Source organism: Corynebacterium sp. 401_CJEI (assembly GCF_001076435.1).
Classification (GTDB): Bacteria; Actinomycetota; Actinomycetes; order Mycobacteriales; family Mycobacteriaceae; genus Corynebacterium; species Corynebacterium jeikeium_D.
In genome coordinates, this window is sequence record NZ_JVIP01000007.1 from 47,823 (window position 1) to 66,268 (window position 18,446).

17 protein-coding genes are annotated in these 18,446 nt (G+C 59.5%); 14 read left to right on the top strand and 3 right to left on the bottom strand.

What is annotated here, in order from left to right; all coding sequences use genetic code 11:
* Window positions 1–230: 230 nt before the first annotated feature.
* A complete protein-coding gene (locus ADM64_RS01630) occupies window positions 231–2,066 on the bottom strand; it encodes a long-chain-fatty-acid--CoA ligase (protein ID WP_080985590.1) in 1,836 nt (611 codons plus the stop codon).
* Between the two features lie 259 nt (window positions 2,067–2,325).
* On the opposite strand from ADM64_RS01630, the gene mshA reads away from it, so the two are divergent.
* From mshA to ADM64_RS01655, 5 genes are all read left to right on the top strand, one after another.
* Complete coding sequence (gene mshA, locus ADM64_RS01635; RefSeq protein ID WP_187401396.1) at window positions 2,326–3,588, top strand: D-inositol-3-phosphate glycosyltransferase; 1,263 nt, start codon at window positions 2,326–2,328, stop codon at window positions 3,586–3,588.
* 59 nt (window positions 3,589–3,647) lie between these two features.
* A complete protein-coding gene (locus tag ADM64_RS01640) occupies window positions 3,648–4,133 on the top strand; it encodes a YbjN domain-containing protein (RefSeq protein WP_049192977.1) in 486 nt (161 codons plus the stop codon).
* A gap of 70 nt (window positions 4,134–4,203) precedes the next feature.
* A complete protein-coding gene (locus ADM64_RS01645; RefSeq protein ID WP_016421977.1) occupies window positions 4,204–4,950 on the top strand; it encodes a phosphoglyceromutase in 747 nt (248 codons plus the stop codon).
* 130 nt (window positions 4,951–5,080) lie between these two features.
* The gene (locus ADM64_RS01650; protein ID WP_016421978.1) at window positions 5,081–6,388 is read left to right on the top strand and encodes a sensor histidine kinase; all 1,308 of its coding nucleotides are present in this window, start codon (window positions 5,081–5,083) and stop codon (window positions 6,386–6,388) included.
* 3 nt (window positions 6,389–6,391) lie between these two features.
* Window positions 6,392–7,087 carry a response regulator transcription factor gene (locus tag ADM64_RS01655; protein WP_016421979.1) on the top strand — a complete coding sequence of 232 codons (696 nt, stop codon included), beginning with the start codon at window positions 6,392–6,394 and terminating at the stop codon, window positions 7,085–7,087.
* Window positions 7,088–7,138: 51 nt separating this feature from the next.
* On the opposite strand, the gene ADM64_RS01660 is transcribed toward ADM64_RS01655, so the two are convergent.
* Window positions 7,139–8,071 (bottom strand): hypothetical protein, encoded by a 933-nt coding sequence (locus ADM64_RS01660; RefSeq protein ID WP_016421980.1) that lies wholly within the window; start codon window positions 8,069–8,071, stop codon window positions 7,139–7,141.
* Between the two features lie 34 nt (window positions 8,072–8,105).
* Here ADM64_RS01660 and ADM64_RS01665 point away from each other — a divergent pair, with 34 nt between their 5' ends.
* The 5 genes from ADM64_RS01665 (at window position 8,106) to ADM64_RS10720 (ending at window position 12,160) form a co-directional block, all read left to right on the top strand.
* Window positions 8,106–9,044: a Ppx/GppA phosphatase family protein gene (locus tag ADM64_RS01665; RefSeq protein ID WP_161798518.1), complete on the top strand. Its 939-nt coding sequence runs from the start codon at window positions 8,106–8,108 to the stop codon at window positions 9,042–9,044.
* A gap of 1 nt (window position 9,045) precedes the next feature.
* Entirely contained in the window at window positions 9,046–10,449 is a 1,404-nt protein-coding gene (locus ADM64_RS01670; RefSeq protein ID WP_016421982.1) for a hypothetical protein, read from the top strand.
* Window positions 10,450–10,551: 102 nt separating this feature from the next.
* Window positions 10,552–11,361 (top strand): pyrroline-5-carboxylate reductase, encoded by an 810-nt coding sequence (gene proC / locus ADM64_RS01675; RefSeq protein WP_016421983.1) that lies wholly within the window; start codon window positions 10,552–10,554, stop codon window positions 11,359–11,361.
* A 263-nt stretch (window positions 11,362–11,624) separates the two neighbouring features.
* Window positions 11,625–11,816: a helix-turn-helix domain-containing protein gene (locus ADM64_RS01680; RefSeq protein ID WP_005509751.1), complete on the top strand. Its 192-nt coding sequence runs from the start codon at window positions 11,625–11,627 to the stop codon at window positions 11,814–11,816.
* 242 nt (window positions 11,817–12,058) lie between these two features.
* The gene (locus ADM64_RS10720; protein WP_003855542.1) at window positions 12,059–12,160 is read left to right on the top strand and encodes a 30S ribosomal protein bS22; all 102 of its coding nucleotides are present in this window, start codon (window positions 12,059–12,061) and stop codon (window positions 12,158–12,160) included.
* A gap of 238 nt (window positions 12,161–12,398) precedes the next feature.
* Here ADM64_RS10720 and ADM64_RS01685 read toward each other — a convergent pair whose 3' ends face one another.
* Window positions 12,399–13,523 (bottom strand): HAD family hydrolase, encoded by a 1,125-nt coding sequence (locus tag ADM64_RS01685; protein WP_016421984.1) that lies wholly within the window; start codon window positions 13,521–13,523, stop codon window positions 12,399–12,401.
* A 164-nt stretch (window positions 13,524–13,687) separates the two neighbouring features.
* Between ADM64_RS01685 and ADM64_RS01690 the strand changes: the two genes are divergently transcribed.
* From ADM64_RS01690 to ADM64_RS01705, 4 genes are all read left to right on the top strand, one after another.
* Window positions 13,688–13,930, top strand: a complete 243-nt coding sequence (locus tag ADM64_RS01690; protein WP_016421985.1) for a glutaredoxin family protein — start codon at window positions 13,688–13,690, stop codon at window positions 13,928–13,930.
* A gap of 224 nt (window positions 13,931–14,154) precedes the next feature.
* Entirely contained in the window at window positions 14,155–15,597 is a 1,443-nt protein-coding gene (locus tag ADM64_RS01695) for a glutamyl-tRNA reductase (protein WP_042388369.1), read from the top strand.
* Between the two features lie 15 nt (window positions 15,598–15,612).
* A complete protein-coding gene (hemC, locus tag ADM64_RS01700; protein WP_049190547.1) occupies window positions 15,613–16,545 on the top strand; it encodes a hydroxymethylbilane synthase in 933 nt (310 codons plus the stop codon).
* Window positions 16,546–16,749: 204 nt separating this feature from the next.
* Window positions 16,750–18,417, top strand: coding sequence for a uroporphyrinogen-III synthase (locus ADM64_RS01705; RefSeq protein WP_049192978.1), 1,668 nt, complete (start codon window positions 16,750–16,752; stop codon window positions 18,415–18,417).
* Window positions 18,418–18,446: the final 29 nt, after the last annotated feature.

Sequence of the window (18,446 nt, forward strand, 5' to 3'; positions counted from 1 at the left end):
CGCTGGGGCTGATAGAACCGCCGGGTAGTCCTCAGTTTGCGCTCCCGGGCCTTCTCCCAATGGCGGGGATAGAGAAAGTGACTAGGTTTATGACACGTGAATATTATTCACCCTCAGTTTTTTGTCATAAACCTAGTCACTAAGTCTGGGGGGGGGAGCCGGGGTCCGCCTTAAAGGGATAGGAGCCCGCTCTACTCAGGCCCCTATCCCAACTACAAAACCACCGTGAACTAATGGTGCTTGCGGTGGGAAAGCGAATCGACGCTCTGGCCCTTCTGCTCCAGCTGCGTGAGCAGCACGTCGCGGACATCGCGGCGGCGGACCTTGCCCATCTGGTCGCGAGGTAGTTCCTCCAGGTGGAAGAATGCGCGCGGCACCTTGTACCGGGTCAGGTTGTCGTAGCAGTGGTCGCGGTAGGCGTCGGAATCCAGTCGGGCGTAGTCAGCAAGGGTGATGGCGGCCACGACCATCTCGGAGCCGTCACTCTTCGGCAGGCCGACGACCGTGGCATCGGTGATGTCCGGGTGGGAGAGCAGTACTTCCTCGACCTCGGCCGGGTAGACATTGAAGCCACCGGTGATGATGACCTCCTTGATGCGGGCAACCAGCTTGATGAAGCCGTCCGACTCCATGACTCCGACATCGCCGGTGCGGTACCAACGGTCGCCAGCGGGAAGCTCAGCAGGCCCATCGGTGAAGGACTTCTCCGTTGCCTCCGGGAGGTTGAGATAACCGGCGAAAACCTGTGGGCCTCGGACGATGACCTCGCCCTCCTCGCCGTCAGCGCGGAGTTTGGTGGGATTTTCGGGGTCAACGATGGCAACCTCGGTGTCGGGGAATGGCAGGCCAACGTAGCCCGGGCGGCGGTTGCCGTCCATCGGGTTGCCGACGATAATCGGTGACGTTTCGGTGAGGCCGTAGCCTTCGACAAGGCGCCCGCCAGTGAGTTTCTCCCACTTCTGCACAAGGGAAACCGGCAGGGTAGCAGCACCGCAGAAGGCGAACTTCACGCCGGAGAGGTCGACATTATCGCGCTCGGCGGCTTCGACAATCTTCTCGTAGAGAGTCGGCACACCAGGCACCCATGTCGGGCGATTGTTCTTCATCACCTTCATAATCAGCGGAATCTCCGGTGCCGGCACCAGCACCAGTTCAGCGCCAATCAGCATGGACAAGTTGGTGACAATGGTCAGGCCGTAGGCATGGAACATTGGCAGGATGCCGAGGGAGATTTCCCGCTCCTTGCCAAGGCCCGGCACCCAGGCCTTGCCCTGCAGAATGTTGGCGACCAGCCCGCGGTGGCTCAGCTGCGCGCCCTTTGGCGAGCCCGTGGTGCCAGAGGTGTACATCATCACTGCAGTGTCATCGGCAATGATGGATTCATCGGCCTGGAGGTCGTGGCCGTCTCCGCCGACGGCGTCGTGAAGCAAAGCGTCAAAACCCATGACCTGCGGTGCGGAGGAGTGCAGCTTAGCGCGGGCGGCGCGGAGTTTCGGCAGCGGGATCGACAGGGCGGTGCGCATGACAAACGGCAGGTCCTGCAGCATATTGACCGCGATGATGGTCTCGAGCGGGGTGTTGCTGCGAAGGTCTTCAAGTACGGGGACGATCTTGTCCCAGCAGATGGCAAAGCGGGCGCCGTGGTCGTTGAATGGGTGGCGCAGTTCGTGGGCGGTGTAGAGGGGGTTGTGCTCTACGGCAACAGCGCCGAGGTGCAGAACTGCCCAGTAGGCGATGACGTGCTGCGGGCAGTTCGGCATGAGCAGTGCCACGCGATCGCCTTTGCGTACGCCAAGTGCGCGCAGGCCGGCGGCAACGCTGCGAACCTTGGCATCCAGCTCGGCGTAGGAGGTGGAGCGACCGAAGAAGGTCAATGCCTTGCGGCGCGGGTGGTTGCTCAGAGTGTGGCGGTAGACGTCTAGGAGGGTGTCGAAGTTGTAGTCGATGTGGGGTGGGGTCCACTCCGGATACAGGTTCAGCCAGGCCTTGGAGGCCGCAGCGTTGGGTGTGGAACCGTGAGCTGGGGCAGAGTCATTTGCAGCGTGTGAGCTGGATGTATCGGCCATGGGATCCTCCTAGGTTTTTGTTTATCGCCTGACTATGTCGTGAGGTGATAATAACCTACGACGTAGTAGGTATCGACCTCTATTGTGCCGTACGTCGCACTGCGATGCCGGAATTCCTATACACGTATTTGAGGTACTCATTTGCGGGGTTGCCCCTGGCATAGGCACTCTGGGCAGTATGAGCGAAACATTTCCGGCGGCAACGGCGGGCGCAGACGCGGCCACCTCTAACACCCCGGCGTGGCCGAACCGCATCGCGATGATCTCCATGCATACCTCTCCGCTGGAGCAACCGGGCATCGGTGACGCTGGTGGCATGAATGTCTACGTGCTGCGCACCTGCGAGGAGCTGGCGCGACGCGGTGTGAAGGTGGATGTTTTCACCCGCGCCACGCGTTCCAGCGATGGGCCGGTGATTCAGGTCAGTGAGAATTTCCGTGTCATCAACATAGTGGCTGGCCCATATGAGGGGCTGGAGAAGTCAGACCTGGCTACGCAGATGCCGGCTTTTGCTGGCGGGGTTATTGAGTTCGCCCGCAAACAGGGGATTGAATACGACCTGATTCATTCGCACTACTGGCTCTCTGGCCAGGTGGGGTGGTTGCTGTCGGATTTGCTTGATATTCCGTTTGTGCACACGGCGCACACGCTGGCGGCGGTGAAGAACCTCCATCTGGCGGAGGGGGATACGCCAGAGCCTGAGTCGCGTCGTATTTGTGAGCAGCAGATTGTGGACAATGCGTGCCGGCTCATCGTCAATACAGATGCCGAAGCTAAGCAGCTCGCGGATCTCCACGATGCCGACCCGTGGCGCATCAATGTCGTGCCGCCCGGAGTGGACGTGGAGCTCTTTTCGCCGGGCAGCGATCGTGCCACCGAGCGGTCCCGTCGTGAGCTGGGCATCCCGTTGCACACTAAGGTCATTTTGTTCGTTGGTAGGCTGCAGCGGCTGAAGGGGCCGCAGGTATTGCTGCGCGGTGTTGGCGAGCTCATGCGTCGCCATCCCGCCACTAATGTCCGAGTGATTATCTGCGGTGGCCTGTCCGGTTCTGGGGTGCACGCGCCCGACGAGTTCACCAATCTCGCCGCGGAAGAGGGGATCGATCACCTAGTCCGTTTCATGCCCCCGCGCCCGCCGCAGGACCTGGCGAAGCTCTACCAGGCCGCAGACATCGTCGCCGTGCCCAGTTACAACGAAACTTTCGGGTTGGTGGCGATGGAGGCTCAGGCCACCGGCACTCCCGTTGTCGCGGCGAATGTTGGCGGGCTCTCCATCGCTGTCGACGATGGGGTCAGCGGTTTGCTTGTCGACGGTCACGAGCCCGCAGCCTGGGCCGATGCCCTCGGTCGCCTGGTGGAGGACGACGAGCTGCGCATTAAGTTGGCCACCCAGGCGCGCGAGCACTCCTTGGAGTTTTCCTGGCAAAAGACCGTGGATCGGTTGGCCGATGTCTATCATCGAACCGAACTCCAAAAGGAAAATTGTCCCGGCTCTATCCGGGATGCGGGCGGCTCCCGGTAGGTTTCGTTAGCTTCAGTACCGCCAGAGCCGTAGCCACAAAAGCAGGGAGATGATTCACGATGAGCACGGACATCCAAGTACAGCTGAAATCCCTCGGTGAGCAGCTGGAACGCCTCGGTGTCGAGCATGGTATTGCAGACAATGCCGCCGTGGTGGTTCTGCCTGGTAAGAAGAAGCTGAAGACCGTCGTTGGCCTCATCCCGGCGCCTGACTCCCTGCGTGTCGAAGCCTTCGTTTGTCGCGCTGTCGAAGAAAACCACGAGGCCGTCTACAAGTGGTTGCTGCAGCGCAATCGTCGGCTGTTCGGCATCGGTTACACCATTGACGCCGCCGGCGACATCTACCTGGTTGGTCAACTGCCGGCTCAGATTTCCGACGATGACCTCGACCGCCTCCTCGGTCAGCTGCTCGAGACGGCCGATGGGGACTTCAACCAGATCCTCGAACGCGGCTTTGCATCGGCAATTAAGCGCGAGTGGGAGTGGCGGGTTGACCGTGGGGAAAACCTGGCCAATCTGGAGCAGTTCCGCCACATGGTTGAGTAGCCGGGGGTAGCAACCCACATAGCGGGGCAACGAACGGCGGGCTTTCCCGTTTTGGGGCACAATTAGGGGTATGAGCAATGGAAAACTGATTCTTGTCCGTCATGGCCAGAGTGAGTGGAACGCATCCAACCAGTTCACGGGCTGGGTCGACGTTGCACTGACCGACAAGGGCCGCGCTGAGGCAGTACGTGCCGGTGAGATGCTCGTAGAGGCAGGCCTGAAGCCGCAGGTTCTCTACACGTCGCTGCTGCGTCGCGCAATTAACACCGCACACATTGCCCTGGATACCGCTGACCTGTTGTGGATTCCGGTTATCCGTGACTGGCGTCTGAACGAGCGCCACTACGGTGCTCTGCAGGGTCTGAACAAGGCAGAGACCAAGGAGAAGTACGGCGAGGACCAGTTCATGTCCTGGCGTCGCTCCTACGACACTCCGCCGCCGGAGCTGTCGGATGACAGCGAGTTCTCGCAGGCTAATGACCCGCGTTACGCCAACCTGGATGAGGTTCCGCGCACGGAGTGCCTCCTGGACGTCGTGAAGCGTTTCATTCCTTACTTTGAAGAGGAAATCCTGCCGCGTCTGAAGGCCGGTGAGACTGTCATGGTGGCAGCTCACGGTAACTCCCTGCGTGCACTGGTCAAGCACCTGGACAACATCTCGGACGAGGACATTGCCGCTCTGAACATCCCGACCGGTATCCCGCTGGTTTACGACTTTGATGCTGAGGGCAAGGTTTTGAACCCGGGTGGCACCTACCTGGATCCGGAAGCTGCAGCTGCAGGTGCTGCTGCTGTTGCTGCTCAGGGCAACAAGTAAAAATGTAGGTGTTTGATAGGCCGATAAGGGGCGCAGCCAAGTGGGGCTGTGCTCCTTGGTCTATTTAGAGCTAGCTAGCGCACTGATTTTCAGCGCGCGCGGATTGTGAAAAGAGCTTAGGGTAAGACCCGTGTCAAAAATCATTATCGCCGCTCTATTAGGTGCTGCGGTTATGGCAGCTGTGCTGATTCTTGGTGGAGTTGTCTCGGGTGCCTATAACGCCGCTCGGCGTCAGAAGAGCGACGAGGAAAGTTCAATAACCACCATGGCGCAGGTCATGCACCTGGCCATTCAGAAGTCTCCGACGGGTGTGGTGGTCGTTGACATCTCACGTGATTTGATTTTGTCGAACTCCATGGCGCACAAGTTAGGGCTGGTCTATGAGCGCCGCCTCAATGACGTGGGCTGGGAAGCTGCGCTCAAGGTCTTTGACTCGCAGGAGGACCAGGAGCTAACGCTGGTGCTGCCGTCGCGCCGGGCGGGGGCGCCGGACACAATTGTCCGCTGTCAGCTAACTCCGTTGTCACTGGTGGACGACCGTTTTGTGGTGATTTATGCGGCGGATGTCTCCGAACAGGCCCGTATGGAGGCCGCGCGACGTGACTTTGTGGCTAACGTTTCCCACGAGCTCAAGACTCCGGTGGGGGCCATCAGCCTCTTGGTCGAGGCGCTGAATGAAGCTACCGACGACCCGGTTGCCGTGCGTCACTTTAGTGAGAGCCTGACGCAGGAGTCCAAGCGGATGTCGACCATGATTACGGAACTCATCTCGCTGTCGAAGCTGCAGGGGGCAGAGCCGCTGCCGGACATGTCTCCCGTGAAGGTTGAAGAGATTGTCCAAGGAGCTGTGCGTCGTAACCAGATGCTCTCGGAGCAGGCGGGTATTGAAATCACCGTTGACTGTGAGCCGGATTTGGTGGTTGAAGGTGAACGCAGCCTGCTGATTACCGCGGTGTCCAACCTGATTTCAAATGCGATCAACTACTCGCCAGAGGCCACGCCTGTATCTGTGACTGCGGTCAAGGAGGATAACGACACCGTCGCTATCCGCGTCACTGACCGCGGTATCGGCATTTCCCAGGCGAACCAGAAGCGCATCTTCGAGCGCTTCTTCCGTGCGGATAAGGCACGCTCGCGGGCGACAGGCGGTACCGGTCTGGGCTTGGCAATTGTTAAGCACGTCGCAGCGAATCACAAGGGAACCGTCAAGCTGTGGAGTCGGCTGGGCACAGGATCGACCTTCACCATTGAGCTCCCGCTGATGGAAAAGAACGGTTCCGCGTCGAATGATGGCGATGTATCTGCACGTTTGCCAATCGGCCACACCCAGCCTGCGGGTAAAATTGCGGCTAAGAAAAACGCGCAGCGAGGTACGGGCAAAACCCGTGGCAAGGATAAGGATTCCCAGAACAAGGATTCCAAGGAAGGAATGAAGTAATCCGTGACTGAGGTACTTATTGTCGAAGACGAGACGGCTTTGGCGGAGCCGCTTGCGTTTCTGCTGCAGCGCGAAGGATTCGAGGTGCGGATGGCCGCTGACGGCCAGGAAGCACTTGCAGAATTCTCCAAGGCAGAACCGGACATTGTGCTGCTGGACCTCATGCTGCCAGGTATGAGTGGCACCGAGGTCTGCAAAAACATCCGCTTAAAGTCCTCTGTCCCAGTGATTATGGTGACCGCCCGTGACACTGAGATTGACAAGGTCGTCGGCCTCGAAATTGGTGCGGATGACTATGTGACCAAGCCGTATTCCTCTCGGGAACTTATTGCCCGTATCCGGGCTGTGCTGCGCCGCGGTCGCCACGACGACTCTGACGATGTCGAGGATATCTACGAGGAGGTCTTGCGCGGCGGCCCGGTCGTGCTGGATGTCGAGCGCCATGTAGTCACCGTTGACGGCGATGATGTCGCAATGCCGCTCAAGGAATTCGACCTGCTGGAGTACTTGCTGCGCAACCGTGGTCGTGTGCTAACCCGTGGCCAGCTCATCGACCGCGTCTGGGGCTCCGACTACGTCGGCGACACCAAGACGCTGGACGTACACATCAAGCGCCTGCGCTCCAAGATCGAGCGCAATCCTTCCTCGCCGGAGTTCCTGGTCACCGTTCGCGGCTTGGGTTACAAGTTCGAGGACTAGCTCAGCAGACTGCTGCCGACAATCTCCGCCGTCGGTCTGAGAAACCCCGACTTAAACCTCGTCCGGCGCCAGCCCCTCGGCCGCTGCGCGTGTGGCCGGGTGAATCGCCAGCAGTGGGTAGCCACTCGGCCCGAAAGCCTTGGCCGCGCCCGCTATTTCTCGGGCACGGCAGTGCTCCGCCAGAATTTCGTAGCACTCTTCGCCGATGAGCTCTATTAGCTCGGACTTGTGCGTGCGCCACACCGGCTCGCCACCGGTATGTGTGGCCGGCGCGCCCGTGCAGAACCATTCAAAGTCCTCGCCGCCATCGCCCCAGGCACGACGATCGTATTCGGTAATGGTCGTGCGCAGAATCTCCTGGCCGTCTGGGCGTTCCTCCCAGTCCTCCAGTCGGCGCAGCGGCACCTGCCAACACACATCCGGCTTGACCTTTACGGGGTCAATGTCGTTGGCCATCGCCCATTGGTGGATGGCACAGCCCGCACCATTGCGCCATCCGTCACGGTTGGCAAAAATGCAGGCATTCTTCACGACCTTCGTTTTCAGAGCAGGCTCAGGCTCTCCGTTTTCGTCGTCAAGCTCGTCCCACACTAACCACGGTTCCAACGGTTCGGAGGGGTCGGTTTCGTAGGTTTCAAGCCACTTCAGAGTTTGTTCGGGGCGGTTCTGCCACCACTGGGGCTCTGCGGAGTCGCCTTCCATTCGCTTTACGACGTCAATAACCCTCTCGCGGTCTTCTTCGTCGGTGATAAAGGCGCCATGGCCACAGCATCCGACATCCGCGTTCGCGGAGTCGATGCCCTGGCAAGCGGAGGTGCCGAAAGCGCATTGATAGGAGCTCATCAACCAGGTTAGGTCGCAGGTGATGATATGTTCTGGGTCCTCCGGGTGGGCGAACTCGAACCACTCGCGGGGAAAGTCATAGGCGACTTCAGCGGGAGACGGTTGCGGTCCACGACCGGGGCGGGGGTGGGGTTGATTCACACCAATACACCGTAGACCGTCTAACCTACTAAGAGTGAGATTAGGTGTATTAGATGTAGGTAGTAATACCGTCCACTTGGTGATGGTGGACGCCCGCCGGGGCGGACATCCGACTCCGATGAGCGATTCCAAGTCGACGATGAAGCTGGTCGAGTACCTGGATAAGGACAACAACCTGTCCAAGAAGGGCATTGACAAGCTGACGGGCTACGTCGCTGAATCCAAGGAATTGGTTGAGCAGATGAAGTGCGAAGAGATGATTAGCTTCGCCACTTCAGCTGTTCGCGATGCCACGAATGCGGACGAGGTTCTCGCCCACGTTGAGAAAGAAACTGGCATTAAGCTGCAGATTCTCTCCGGTGAGGATGAGGCTCGTCTGACCTTTTTGGCAGTACGGCGCTGGTACGGCTGGTCTGCTGGTCGTCTAATCAACCTGGATATCGGTGGCGGTTCTCTTGAGCTGACGTCGGGTACTGATGAAGATCCGGAGGCCGCGTACTCGCTGCTGCTCGGTGCGGGACGGTTGACCCACGAGTGGTTCGAGACCGATCCGCCGGAGCGCAAGAAGATTGACCTGCTGCGCGATTACATTGATGCTGAGCTCGCTGAGCCAGCTCGTCATCTGCGTACGCTTGGTGAGCCGGACTTGGCTGTCGCCACCTCGAAGACTTTCCGCACTCTCGCTCGCCTGACCGGTGCGGCGCCTTCCGCTGCTGGTCCCCGGGTTAAGCGCACTCTGACTGCCGCTGGTTTGCGCCAGTTGATTGCGTTTATTTCCCGCATGACGGCGGCTGACCGTGCTGAACTTGAGGGTGTTAGTGCGAATCGTTCTCACCAAATTGTCGCAGGTGCTCTCGTTGCAGAGGCTAGTATGCGAGCATTGGGATTAGAGAAGGTCGAGATTTGTCCTTGGGCGCTGCGTGAGGGCATTATCTTCCGACGACTGGACAGTGACCTATACGGAAAGGGTTGAGATGAGCGAGGAAAAGCTCACCGTTGCCGAACTGCTGGCGCGGCGGCAGAAGGAGGGAGCCCCCTCTGAACCACCGCGGCGCCGCCGTCGACGCAGCCTTGAAGAAGGCGGTGTGTCTGTTCAGGAGCTCACCGGCTCAATCCCTCGTGTAAAGGCCGACGAACCGCGACGTGGTGCTCACGCTCTTTCCAACGCAGACGACGATCAGACGACTACGAGTGATTTGCTTGCCGACGAAGCTGCGGCCAACGCCGCCGAAGAAGCGCAGGCAACCGAACCGGAGGTAGAAGCTCCGGAGCACTCGGAGGCTGTCGCTGAGCCAGTGGTAGTTGCTGAAGGGGCGGATTCGTCGGAGCATGAGGTTCAAGCTGAGGCCGAGGCTGAAGCTGCTGATCAGGAAGAAGAGGAGTCGGAATTAGCTGAGGCTGACGCCGAAGTAGCTGACGCCGAGGTCGCTGAGGCCGAAGCTGACGAGGTTGCCGAAGTTGCTGAAGAACCGGTTGCACCGGTTGCACCGGCAGCTCCGCAGCAGGAGCAAGCCGCGCAGAGCACACCAACTGCGCAGCCAGCAGCCCCTGCGGTGCCATTGGCAATTCCGATGGAACCCCGTCCGGTCATGGTCAACTCCGAGCGTTCGGAGATTACCTACACCTTCACCGAACTGCGTGACATGGCAGACGAGTCGCAGCAGCTTGGGGAGCCGGGGCCAGTCGCTCGTGCGGTACTCACCGGTTCCAACGCTTACGACGACCGTCCGACTGCCTCCATTCCGGTTGTCCAGGACAATGTCGACGAAGAGTCCGAGGCATCCGCTGAATCGGATGACGTCGACGGTGAACAATTTGCTGAGGCTGAAGCTGCTCAGGAAACCGCTACCTTCGAGGCTGCCGACGCTGACGCCGATACCGGTGCCGCTTCCAAGGCGGCAGTGGCAGCCGCTGTCGCTCCTGAAGTTGCACAGGCAGAAGACGCACAGGCCGATATCGAGCAGGCCGAGGACGCCCCCACTGAGGCTGCACAGGTCGAGACCACACCGACCCAGGCCGCAGCTGACGAGAAGCAGGCGGAGCCCCGGGACGTCGTTAAGCGTGAAGAATCCAAGAGCTCCAAGGGCAAGGCCGTCGCGCGCGATGGCTACGCCGAGGACAATTCCCTCTCGGTGCCGTTGCTGCTAATCCAGGTCTTCGTGGGTCTGATTGCTGGTGCATTGGTGTTCCTGGGCTTCACCATGGCCTGGTCGTCGCTGCCAAAGATTGTGGTTGTCATCATGGCTCTCGTGGTCGCTGGTGGCTTCGCGGGAATGGCGAACTACCTGCGCCGTGAGAAGGACAAACTGACACCGATTCTCGCAGGACTTGTCGGTTTGGCGCTGACATTTGGCCCCTGGATTCTCTTCCAGTTGTAGTGGGGTCAACAGAATAATCATCACCTGATGCAGGGGTCGGAAGCGTAGTTTTCCGGTCCCTGCATTCGCATGTGTGGGCCAGTTTTGGCACACTTAGCGTCCATGACAAGAATTGCTGTAATTGGTGGCGGAAAGATTGGTAGCGCACTCGTCGGTGGTCTCATCGACGGTGGTGTCTCGCCCTCCTCGATTTATGTGGTGGGGCGCACCAAGGAGAGCCTGGCCGGTCTGAAGGAGACCTACGGCATTGTCGATGCCGACGACCCAGTAGGGGCCGTCGACGGTGCCGACGTGGTGTTCTTGTGCGTAAAACCGTACTTGATTATCGACATGCTCGAGCAGATTGCCGACGTGCTCGATGACTCTGAGGTCGACACCATTGTGGTGTCGATGGCGGCTGGCATCACGCTGGACAAGATGGAAAGCGTCTGTGCTGTCGGTACTCCGGTGATCCGCGTCATGCCGAATACCCCGATGCTGGTGGGCAAGGGGGTCTGTGCAGTCGCGCCGGGCCGCTTTGTCACGGAGAGCCAGACCGACGAGGTTGTCGAACTGTTGAAGAAGGTCGGCAGCGTTGAGGTTGTCGATGAGTCGCTGATGTCTGCAGTCACTGCAGTCTCGGGCTCCGGTCCGGCTTACTTCTTCCAGTTCGTCGAGGCGATGACCGACGCGGGTGTGAATCTGGGCCTCAAGCGTGATCAGGCTAAGCGTCTGGCGTCGGCTACGGCTGCTGGTGCAGCCGAGATGATGATGCAGGAAGGCGCGGACCCGACTGCGTTGCGTGCCGATGTCACCTCTCCGGGCGGTACAACCGCTGCGGCCACCCGAGTTTTCGAGGAAGAAGGCATTCGTCGCGCGGTGCATCGTGCGCTGCAGGCTTGCTATGACAAGGCCAACGAGATGGGTAAATAAGCATTTCGCCGAGTAGAGGCGGGTGTACAAGTAACCCCAATATTTGGGGCATTGGAAATGGTCAGCGGCAGTAGCTAATCCGATACGCAGGGACGATGGGTTAGTCACAACTGTCACACCATTCGCCAATGCCCCTATTTTTTATCAAAAATCGCACCGGCACCTTGCCTACCGGTAGGATATGAAAAGCACGTGCGTGTCACGATTTTCTGCAGGAGGGGAAGCCTGCAGCGCGTCGCGTGCGCTGAAGGGAATATTTACTAATGCAGAATGCAGATAAAGGCACCTTTCTGACCGTTGCAGAAGTTGCTGACATCATGCGCGTATCCAAGATGACCGTCTACCGCCTGGTTCACGCTGGCGAGCTGCCGGCAGTGCGCGTTGGCCGTTCTTTCCGCGTCCATGAGTCCGCAGTCAAGGAATACCTGGACTCCTCCTTCTACAACGCGGGTTAATTTTTTCTGCCTTTAAGTGGGGCTGTTTGACCTGAACGCATATGTCCCCGCTATGATTAATCCGATTAGTACATGGTGCTGTGCTGCGCCCCTGTTTCCTATCGTCTTCAAGTCATGAAGTATCTAGCTGTGAAGGCGGAAGGAAAAAGGGCGTGACATCTCGGCGGTTGTAAGGCCGCATTGAGTACGCCGCCATTGTGCAAGAAAAGAAATTTCCGTCAACGAATAGCGAGGTCGAGCCGATGGGTTCCGTCATTAAGAAGCGTCGCAAGCGCATGTCGAAGAAGAAGCACCGCAAGATGCTTCGCCGTACCCGCGTGCAGCGTCGTAAGCTCGGCAAGTAAGCCAGCATTCCTGCCGTTATCGCAGGAGCGCGCGTGCTGCGTCGCGTACACGTTTTAAAAGCAGAACCCGCCCGGTCTCGTTGAGATAGGGCGGGTTTTGTCGTTGGGGGCTAATCACGGGCTGCCGATTACGGGCTGCAAATGTGAAACTGTAGGAGTTTATGACACTTTCATGCCATTTTTCGAGCCATTTTTGTCATAAACGCAGTCACTAACTCTCGAGTACGCCTAGCAGCGCTTAACTTTCCTTATTCGCGTCCCACAGTCGCTTGCCGACGAGTCCCGCGCCCCCGACAGCTCCTGCCAGCAGTGCTCCGATCGAGAGCCACCGCATCGTGGCGAAGGTTGCGGAGCGAAAGTGGCGATAGTCGTAGATAGTCCACCCCATCTTCTGGGCGTAATTCCGCAACTTGCGGTCCGGGTTGATGGCCACGGCGGTGCCCACCATGGACAGCATGGGAATGTCGTTGGCGGAATCTGAGTATGCCGTGCAGCGAGACATGTCCAACCCGGAAGAGGCTGCCAGAGCTGCCACCGCGTGCTTCTTACCCGGGCCGTGGAGAATATCGCCTACCAGGCGGCCAGTGAACTTGCCATCTTTGACCTCGGCGACCGTGCCAAGGGCGCCGGTCAGTCCGATGTGCTTAGCGATAACCTGGGCCAGCTGCACCGGGGTGGCGGTGACCAGCCAGACCTCTTGGCCAGCCTGGATATGTAGTTCCGCCAGATCGCGGGTGCCCTGGTAAACGCGGTCGCTGATCTTTTCTTCAAAGATTTCTTCGCCGAGTTTGACCATTTCATTCACATCGTGGCCGGCGAAAAACTCCAATGCCTGTTCACGGGCCTTAGCTACGTCGGCAGCGTTTTCCGCGCCTGAGATTCGGAATTTCAGCTGCTTCCAAATCATGCCGGCCAAATCACGCTTCTTGATGAAGCCGCGCTCGACCAAACCCATGGCAAAGAGGAAGATTGATGCGCCTTGGACAAGCGTGTTGTCCACATCGAAGAAAGCGGCTGCGCCCTGATCGCGTTCGACACCTGGAATGGGCTGCGAGAGCACACGGGCACCGCCAGCGGCATCTTCGGCACCAGCTACACTGCGAAATCCCGTAGCCAGTTCTTCGCCGCCGACGTCGTAGACTTCGCCGAGAGCTTCCAGTGCATTGGCAGCCGCTGCAGCACCAGCTTCCTCCTGTGCTTCGTCATTGAGCGGAGCGAGAACTACCTGCTCGAGGAAGTTGCGGACGTTACCCTGCGAGGACGCAAGGTCACCCAGCATGTCGATGGGGAAGGGGGAGCGGTTGTCGGCACTGAACTCACTCACGGCACGAAAATCTCTTTCCACGGTGTATGCAACCGACATCCGTTATCGGAAGCTCTTGTTGAATAGTATCCGGTCTTTAGGCAAAGCTGCGCGCTGAGATTCAAGGAGCGGATGGGGCAAGGATAAGAAGAGTCACTTTTGCAGGGGAAGTGTGGGGAGGGGGACGTCGTAAAGCGAAACAGTCGACCTTTAGACTGGCCGTTATGGTGACTGTGACGGTGATGAGTAGGAAGACGTGCGGTTCGTGCGCCCGAGTGATTGCGCAGATTGAGCCGCTAGTTCGGGACCAAAATGCGCAGTTCCAGGTGGAAGACGTCGATACCGATCCGAACTTGGCCATGGAATTTGGCGATCGCGTGCCGGTGATTTTGGTCAATGATGAGGAAATCGCTTGCTGGGAAATCGATGATGATGAACTCCTGGAAGCGATAGCGGAGGCCGAATAAGTTCGGGAGACAACTCTGCCGAACTGCTAGGAGCTGCGGAGACATGGCAGAATGTGGAGTAGCGGCAAAGAAGTAGGGGAGTGCTGCGAACATCGAGGTAGAGACTAAGTAAAGTATGCCTTTGTTGTGACGAGATGGCAGAGTTGTCTAGCGTTAACAGTCATAGCTGTGTGAAAAAGCCCGTAGCGGGGCCTGTGAAGGAGCAATAGAGCGGTGATTGAGCGGTGAGTGTGCTTCTCGTCGGAATGTCGTACCGGTCTGCACCGGTGACCCTTCTTGAAAAGGTCTCCGTCGGTGAAACTGAGCGAGAGGCCATTTTGGCTCGGCTGGTCGCGGATGAAGCGATCAGCGAAGCGATGCTGTTGTCGACCTGTAACCGCGTTGAGTACTACGTGGTGGCCAACGGCTTCCACTCTGGCCTATCGGCCGTGGTCCGTGAAATTGTCGGTCGTACTGGGCTCGAACTCGATGAACTGACACCGCACCTCTATGTGCGGTACGCACAGGCCGCAGCGGAGCATGCCTTCTCGGTGTGTGCTGGTCTTGACTCGATGGTGCTGGGGGAACAGCAGATTATCGGTCAGCTTCGCAATGCTTACCAGGAAGCGGACGAAGCCGGCACCGTCGGTCGCATGCTGCATGACTTGGCGCAGAAGGCGCTGCACACAGGCAAGCGAGTCCACAGCGAAACACTGATTGATAATGCGGGCGCATCGATGGTCTCCGTGGCCATCGACGAGGCGATTGCTGCGCTGCATCCTGGGTTCAACTCTGGTGTTGACGTCGCTGAGGGTACCGATATTCTGGCCGGACGTTCGGCCCTTATCCTCGGCGCCGGTGCGATGAGTTCGCTGGCCGCCAGTTACCTGGGGCGCTGCGGCATTGATCGTCTGATTATTGCCAACCGCACCGTTGACCGGGCGCAGAACCTGGCTAACCACTCGATCGAAGCGGGCATCCCCGCTACTGCTATTGCGTTGCATGATTTCGCTGATGTCCTCGATGATGTGGACATTCTCGTCAGTGCCACCGGAGCCATGACTCCAGTGGTCTCAGCTGCAGATGTTGTCGACCACGGCCCGCTCGCCATCGTCGATTTGTCTATGCCTCGCGACGTCGCGGAGGATGTCTCCGGGCTTGAGGGGATCGCACTCTTCAACATCGAATTGCTGCAGATGACTCGCACGGAGGTTCCGGGTCGTGATGATGAGGCTGCAGCGCGCGACATTGTGGCCGAAGAGTTGGAGTCCTACCTCACGGCGCAGCGCGCAAGCGAGGTAGCACCGACTGTTCGCGCTCTGCGTGAGCGCGCGGCGGATGTGGCGGCGGCTGAGCTCGCTCGCCTGGAGGCGAAGACACCGGGTCTTACTCAAAAGGAACGTCGCGAGGTCGAGTCCACGGTTCGCCGCGTCGTCGATAAGCTCTTGCACGCGCCAACGGTTCAGGTCAAGAAGCTTTCTAGCCAGCAGGGTGGTGGCAACTACGCGCTTGCCCTGCAGAAGCTCTTCGACCTGCCCCTATCCACCCCCTCTGGCCTGTATGCTGACACCGATATCCCCGCAGATCTCATGGTAGAGGGCCGAATTGGGCGGATGCAGGGATTTGAGCAGTATGGTCTTGACAGTAGTGCCATCATTGAAGGCGTTGCTGAAACCACCAAAAATTAACACCCGGAGGGAAACATGCCTGACCCAGCGACTATTCGTATCGGTACCAGGGGCTCGGAACTGGCCACGACACAGGCCGGTCACGTCCGTGATGCACTGATTGAGCTGGGACAGCCTGCAGAGCTGGTGATTGTAAAGACCGCCGGTGACCATAACCGCCACGACCCGGTGGAAAAGATTGGCATCGGTGTCTTCACCCAGGCGCTGCGTCATGCACTCCGCGAGGGGGTGTGCGACATTATCGTGCACTCGTTTAAGGACCTGCCGACCCTGCCGGAAGACGACATGATGGTCGCAGCCGTGCCGGAGCGCGTCGATCCGCGAGAAGCGCTGATTTCCCGCGATGCCACGCCGCTGATGGACCTGCCTGAGGGGGCTCGTGTGGGTACCTCCGCGCCGCGTCGTGTCTCTCAGCTGCGTGCGCTGCGCTCCGATCTGGAACTTGTACCATTGCGTGGAAACATCGAAACCCGCATGGGGCGCGTCTCTGAGGACTTGGACGCTGTCATTCTGGCTCGCGCTGGGCTGGAGCGCACGGGTCGCCTCGGAGAGATTGCGGAATCCCTGGATGTGGATGTCCTCATGCCAGCCCCGGCTCAGGGCGCCCTGGCGCTGGAGTGCCGCACTGCTGACCGCGAAATTGTGGATATTCTGCGCAAGATTGACCACCCGGTGTCCCATGCCCGGGCTGTCGCTGAGCGCGCGGTACTCAATGAGCTGGAAGCGGGCTGCACCGCTCCGGTCGCGGCCTACTCAACCGTGAGCGACAGTGGTGAACTCACCCTGCAGGCGGGGGTGTTCGCACTCGACGGTTCGCGTCAGTTGCTCGAGACCGCTACCGCAAACGTGGATAAGGCCGATGAGCTTGGCCGGAAGGTTGCGGCGGCCCTGCTCGAACGGGGTGCTCATGAGGTAATGGGCGATACCCTGCGGGAATCTCAAAAGTAGCCGGTTAGTTAATTTGGCTCAAACCCTTTATGCTAATAGGCCTGTATGCATGCCGTTGGGATAAGGGTTTCCTTCGTGTGCTCGCATGTGAGATTCAGGTATCTACCTGCCCCTCACATGCGTTGGCGCATGTCCGCTTTCTTCCTTAGAGACTCATCGGCACGAAAAGTGAACAACCAATAGAAAAGAAATCACTCCGCAACGATGAACACCTCCCTCCCCTCAGCAACGGGACGCATCCTGTTCGTCGGCGCTGGTCCTGGAAATCCCGACCTGCTGACGCTTCGCGCCCGTGAGATTCTCGCAGACACCGCTATCGCCTACGTCGACGCCGATGTCATGCCGGGGGTTCGAGAGCTCGTCGCAACCGATGTGCCTGTTCTTCCCGAGCTGCTGAAGGAAGCCGAGGAAGAGTACGAGCGCATGTGCGCCGCAGCCAAGGCCAAGGGATCTCGTCGTAAGCCGCCGCGTCCGGCACCACCGACCGCCGCAGATCTGCGCACGCCTATCGACGATCCCAAGAAGATGGCAGAATTGCTCGTCGAGGAAGCCGCTAAAGGCAATGACGTGGTGCGTTTGGTGGCAGGCAATCCGCTGACCAACGATTCGCTGCTGGCCGAAATCAACGAGGTCTCGCACGCCGATGTTGAGTTCCAGATCGTCCCTGGCATGTCCGTGCCCTCCACCGTCCCGGCATTTGCCGGTATCGCGTTGGGCTCGACGTACACGGAGACCGATCTCGATCGCGCCGATGTGGACTGGGACGAGCTGGCCCAGGCACCGCAGCCGCTGGTACTGCAGGCCGTGCAGGACGACCTGTCCGCCATTGCAACTGAGCTCGGCGAACGCGGCCTGCCGTCGTCGTTGCCGGTGTCGGTGACTGTCAACGGTACGACTCGTCTGCAGCGCACCTACGACGTCACGCTGGGCACCTTGGCGCAGCTCTCGGGTGACCTGACCGGTCCGCTGGTGGTCACGCTTGGCAAGGGTGTGGACAATCGTTCGAAGTACTCATGGTGGGAAAACCGCGCTCTCTACGGATGGAAGGTGCTGGTCCCACGTGCCAAGGCGCAGGCAGGCCCGATGAGTGCCCGTCTCGTTGCGCACGGCGCCATCCCGATTGAGGTCCCGACCATCTCAATCGAGCCACCGCGCAGCCCGGCGCAGATGGAACGCGCCATCAAGGGGCTTGTCGACGGCCGTTACCAGTGGGTTGTCTTCACTTCCGTCAACGCCGTCACCGCAGTGTGGGAGAAGTTCCAGGAATTCGGCTTGGACGCGCGCTCCTTCGCTGGGGTCCGCATCGCAGCCGTCGGCCATCGCACCGCCGCTGCCATCCGCGATCTCGGCATCACTCCGGAGCTGCTTCCGGATGACACTCGTCAAAATGCCGCGGGCATTGTCGACGTGTTCCCGGAGTACATCGAGGATCTCGATCCGGTCAACCGCGTGCTGCTGCCGCGCGCCGATATCGGCACCGATGTGCTTGTCGACGGTCTGATTGACCTGGGCTGGGAAGTTGATGATGTGGTCGCTTACCGTACCGTGCGGGCAGCGCCACCGAGTGCGGATATCCGCGACATGATTAAGTCCGGTGGCTTCGACGCAGTGTGCTTCACCTCGGGGTCGACGGTGAAGAACCTGGTCGGCATCGCGGGTAAGCCGCATGCTCGCACCATCATTGCCTGCATCGGGCCGATGGCCGCAGCCACGGCTCGCGAGTACGGCCTGCGGGTAGATGTCGTGCCGGAGCGCGCAAGCATCCCGGAGCTGGTGGATGCGCTGGCAGAGCATGTTGCGCAACTGCGGGCGGCAGGGCAGCTGCCACCACCGCGCAAGAAGCGTCGTCGTTCGCGTAAAACCAAGGACTGAGCAGGGGCGTACCGGAGCGAGTTCGCGTT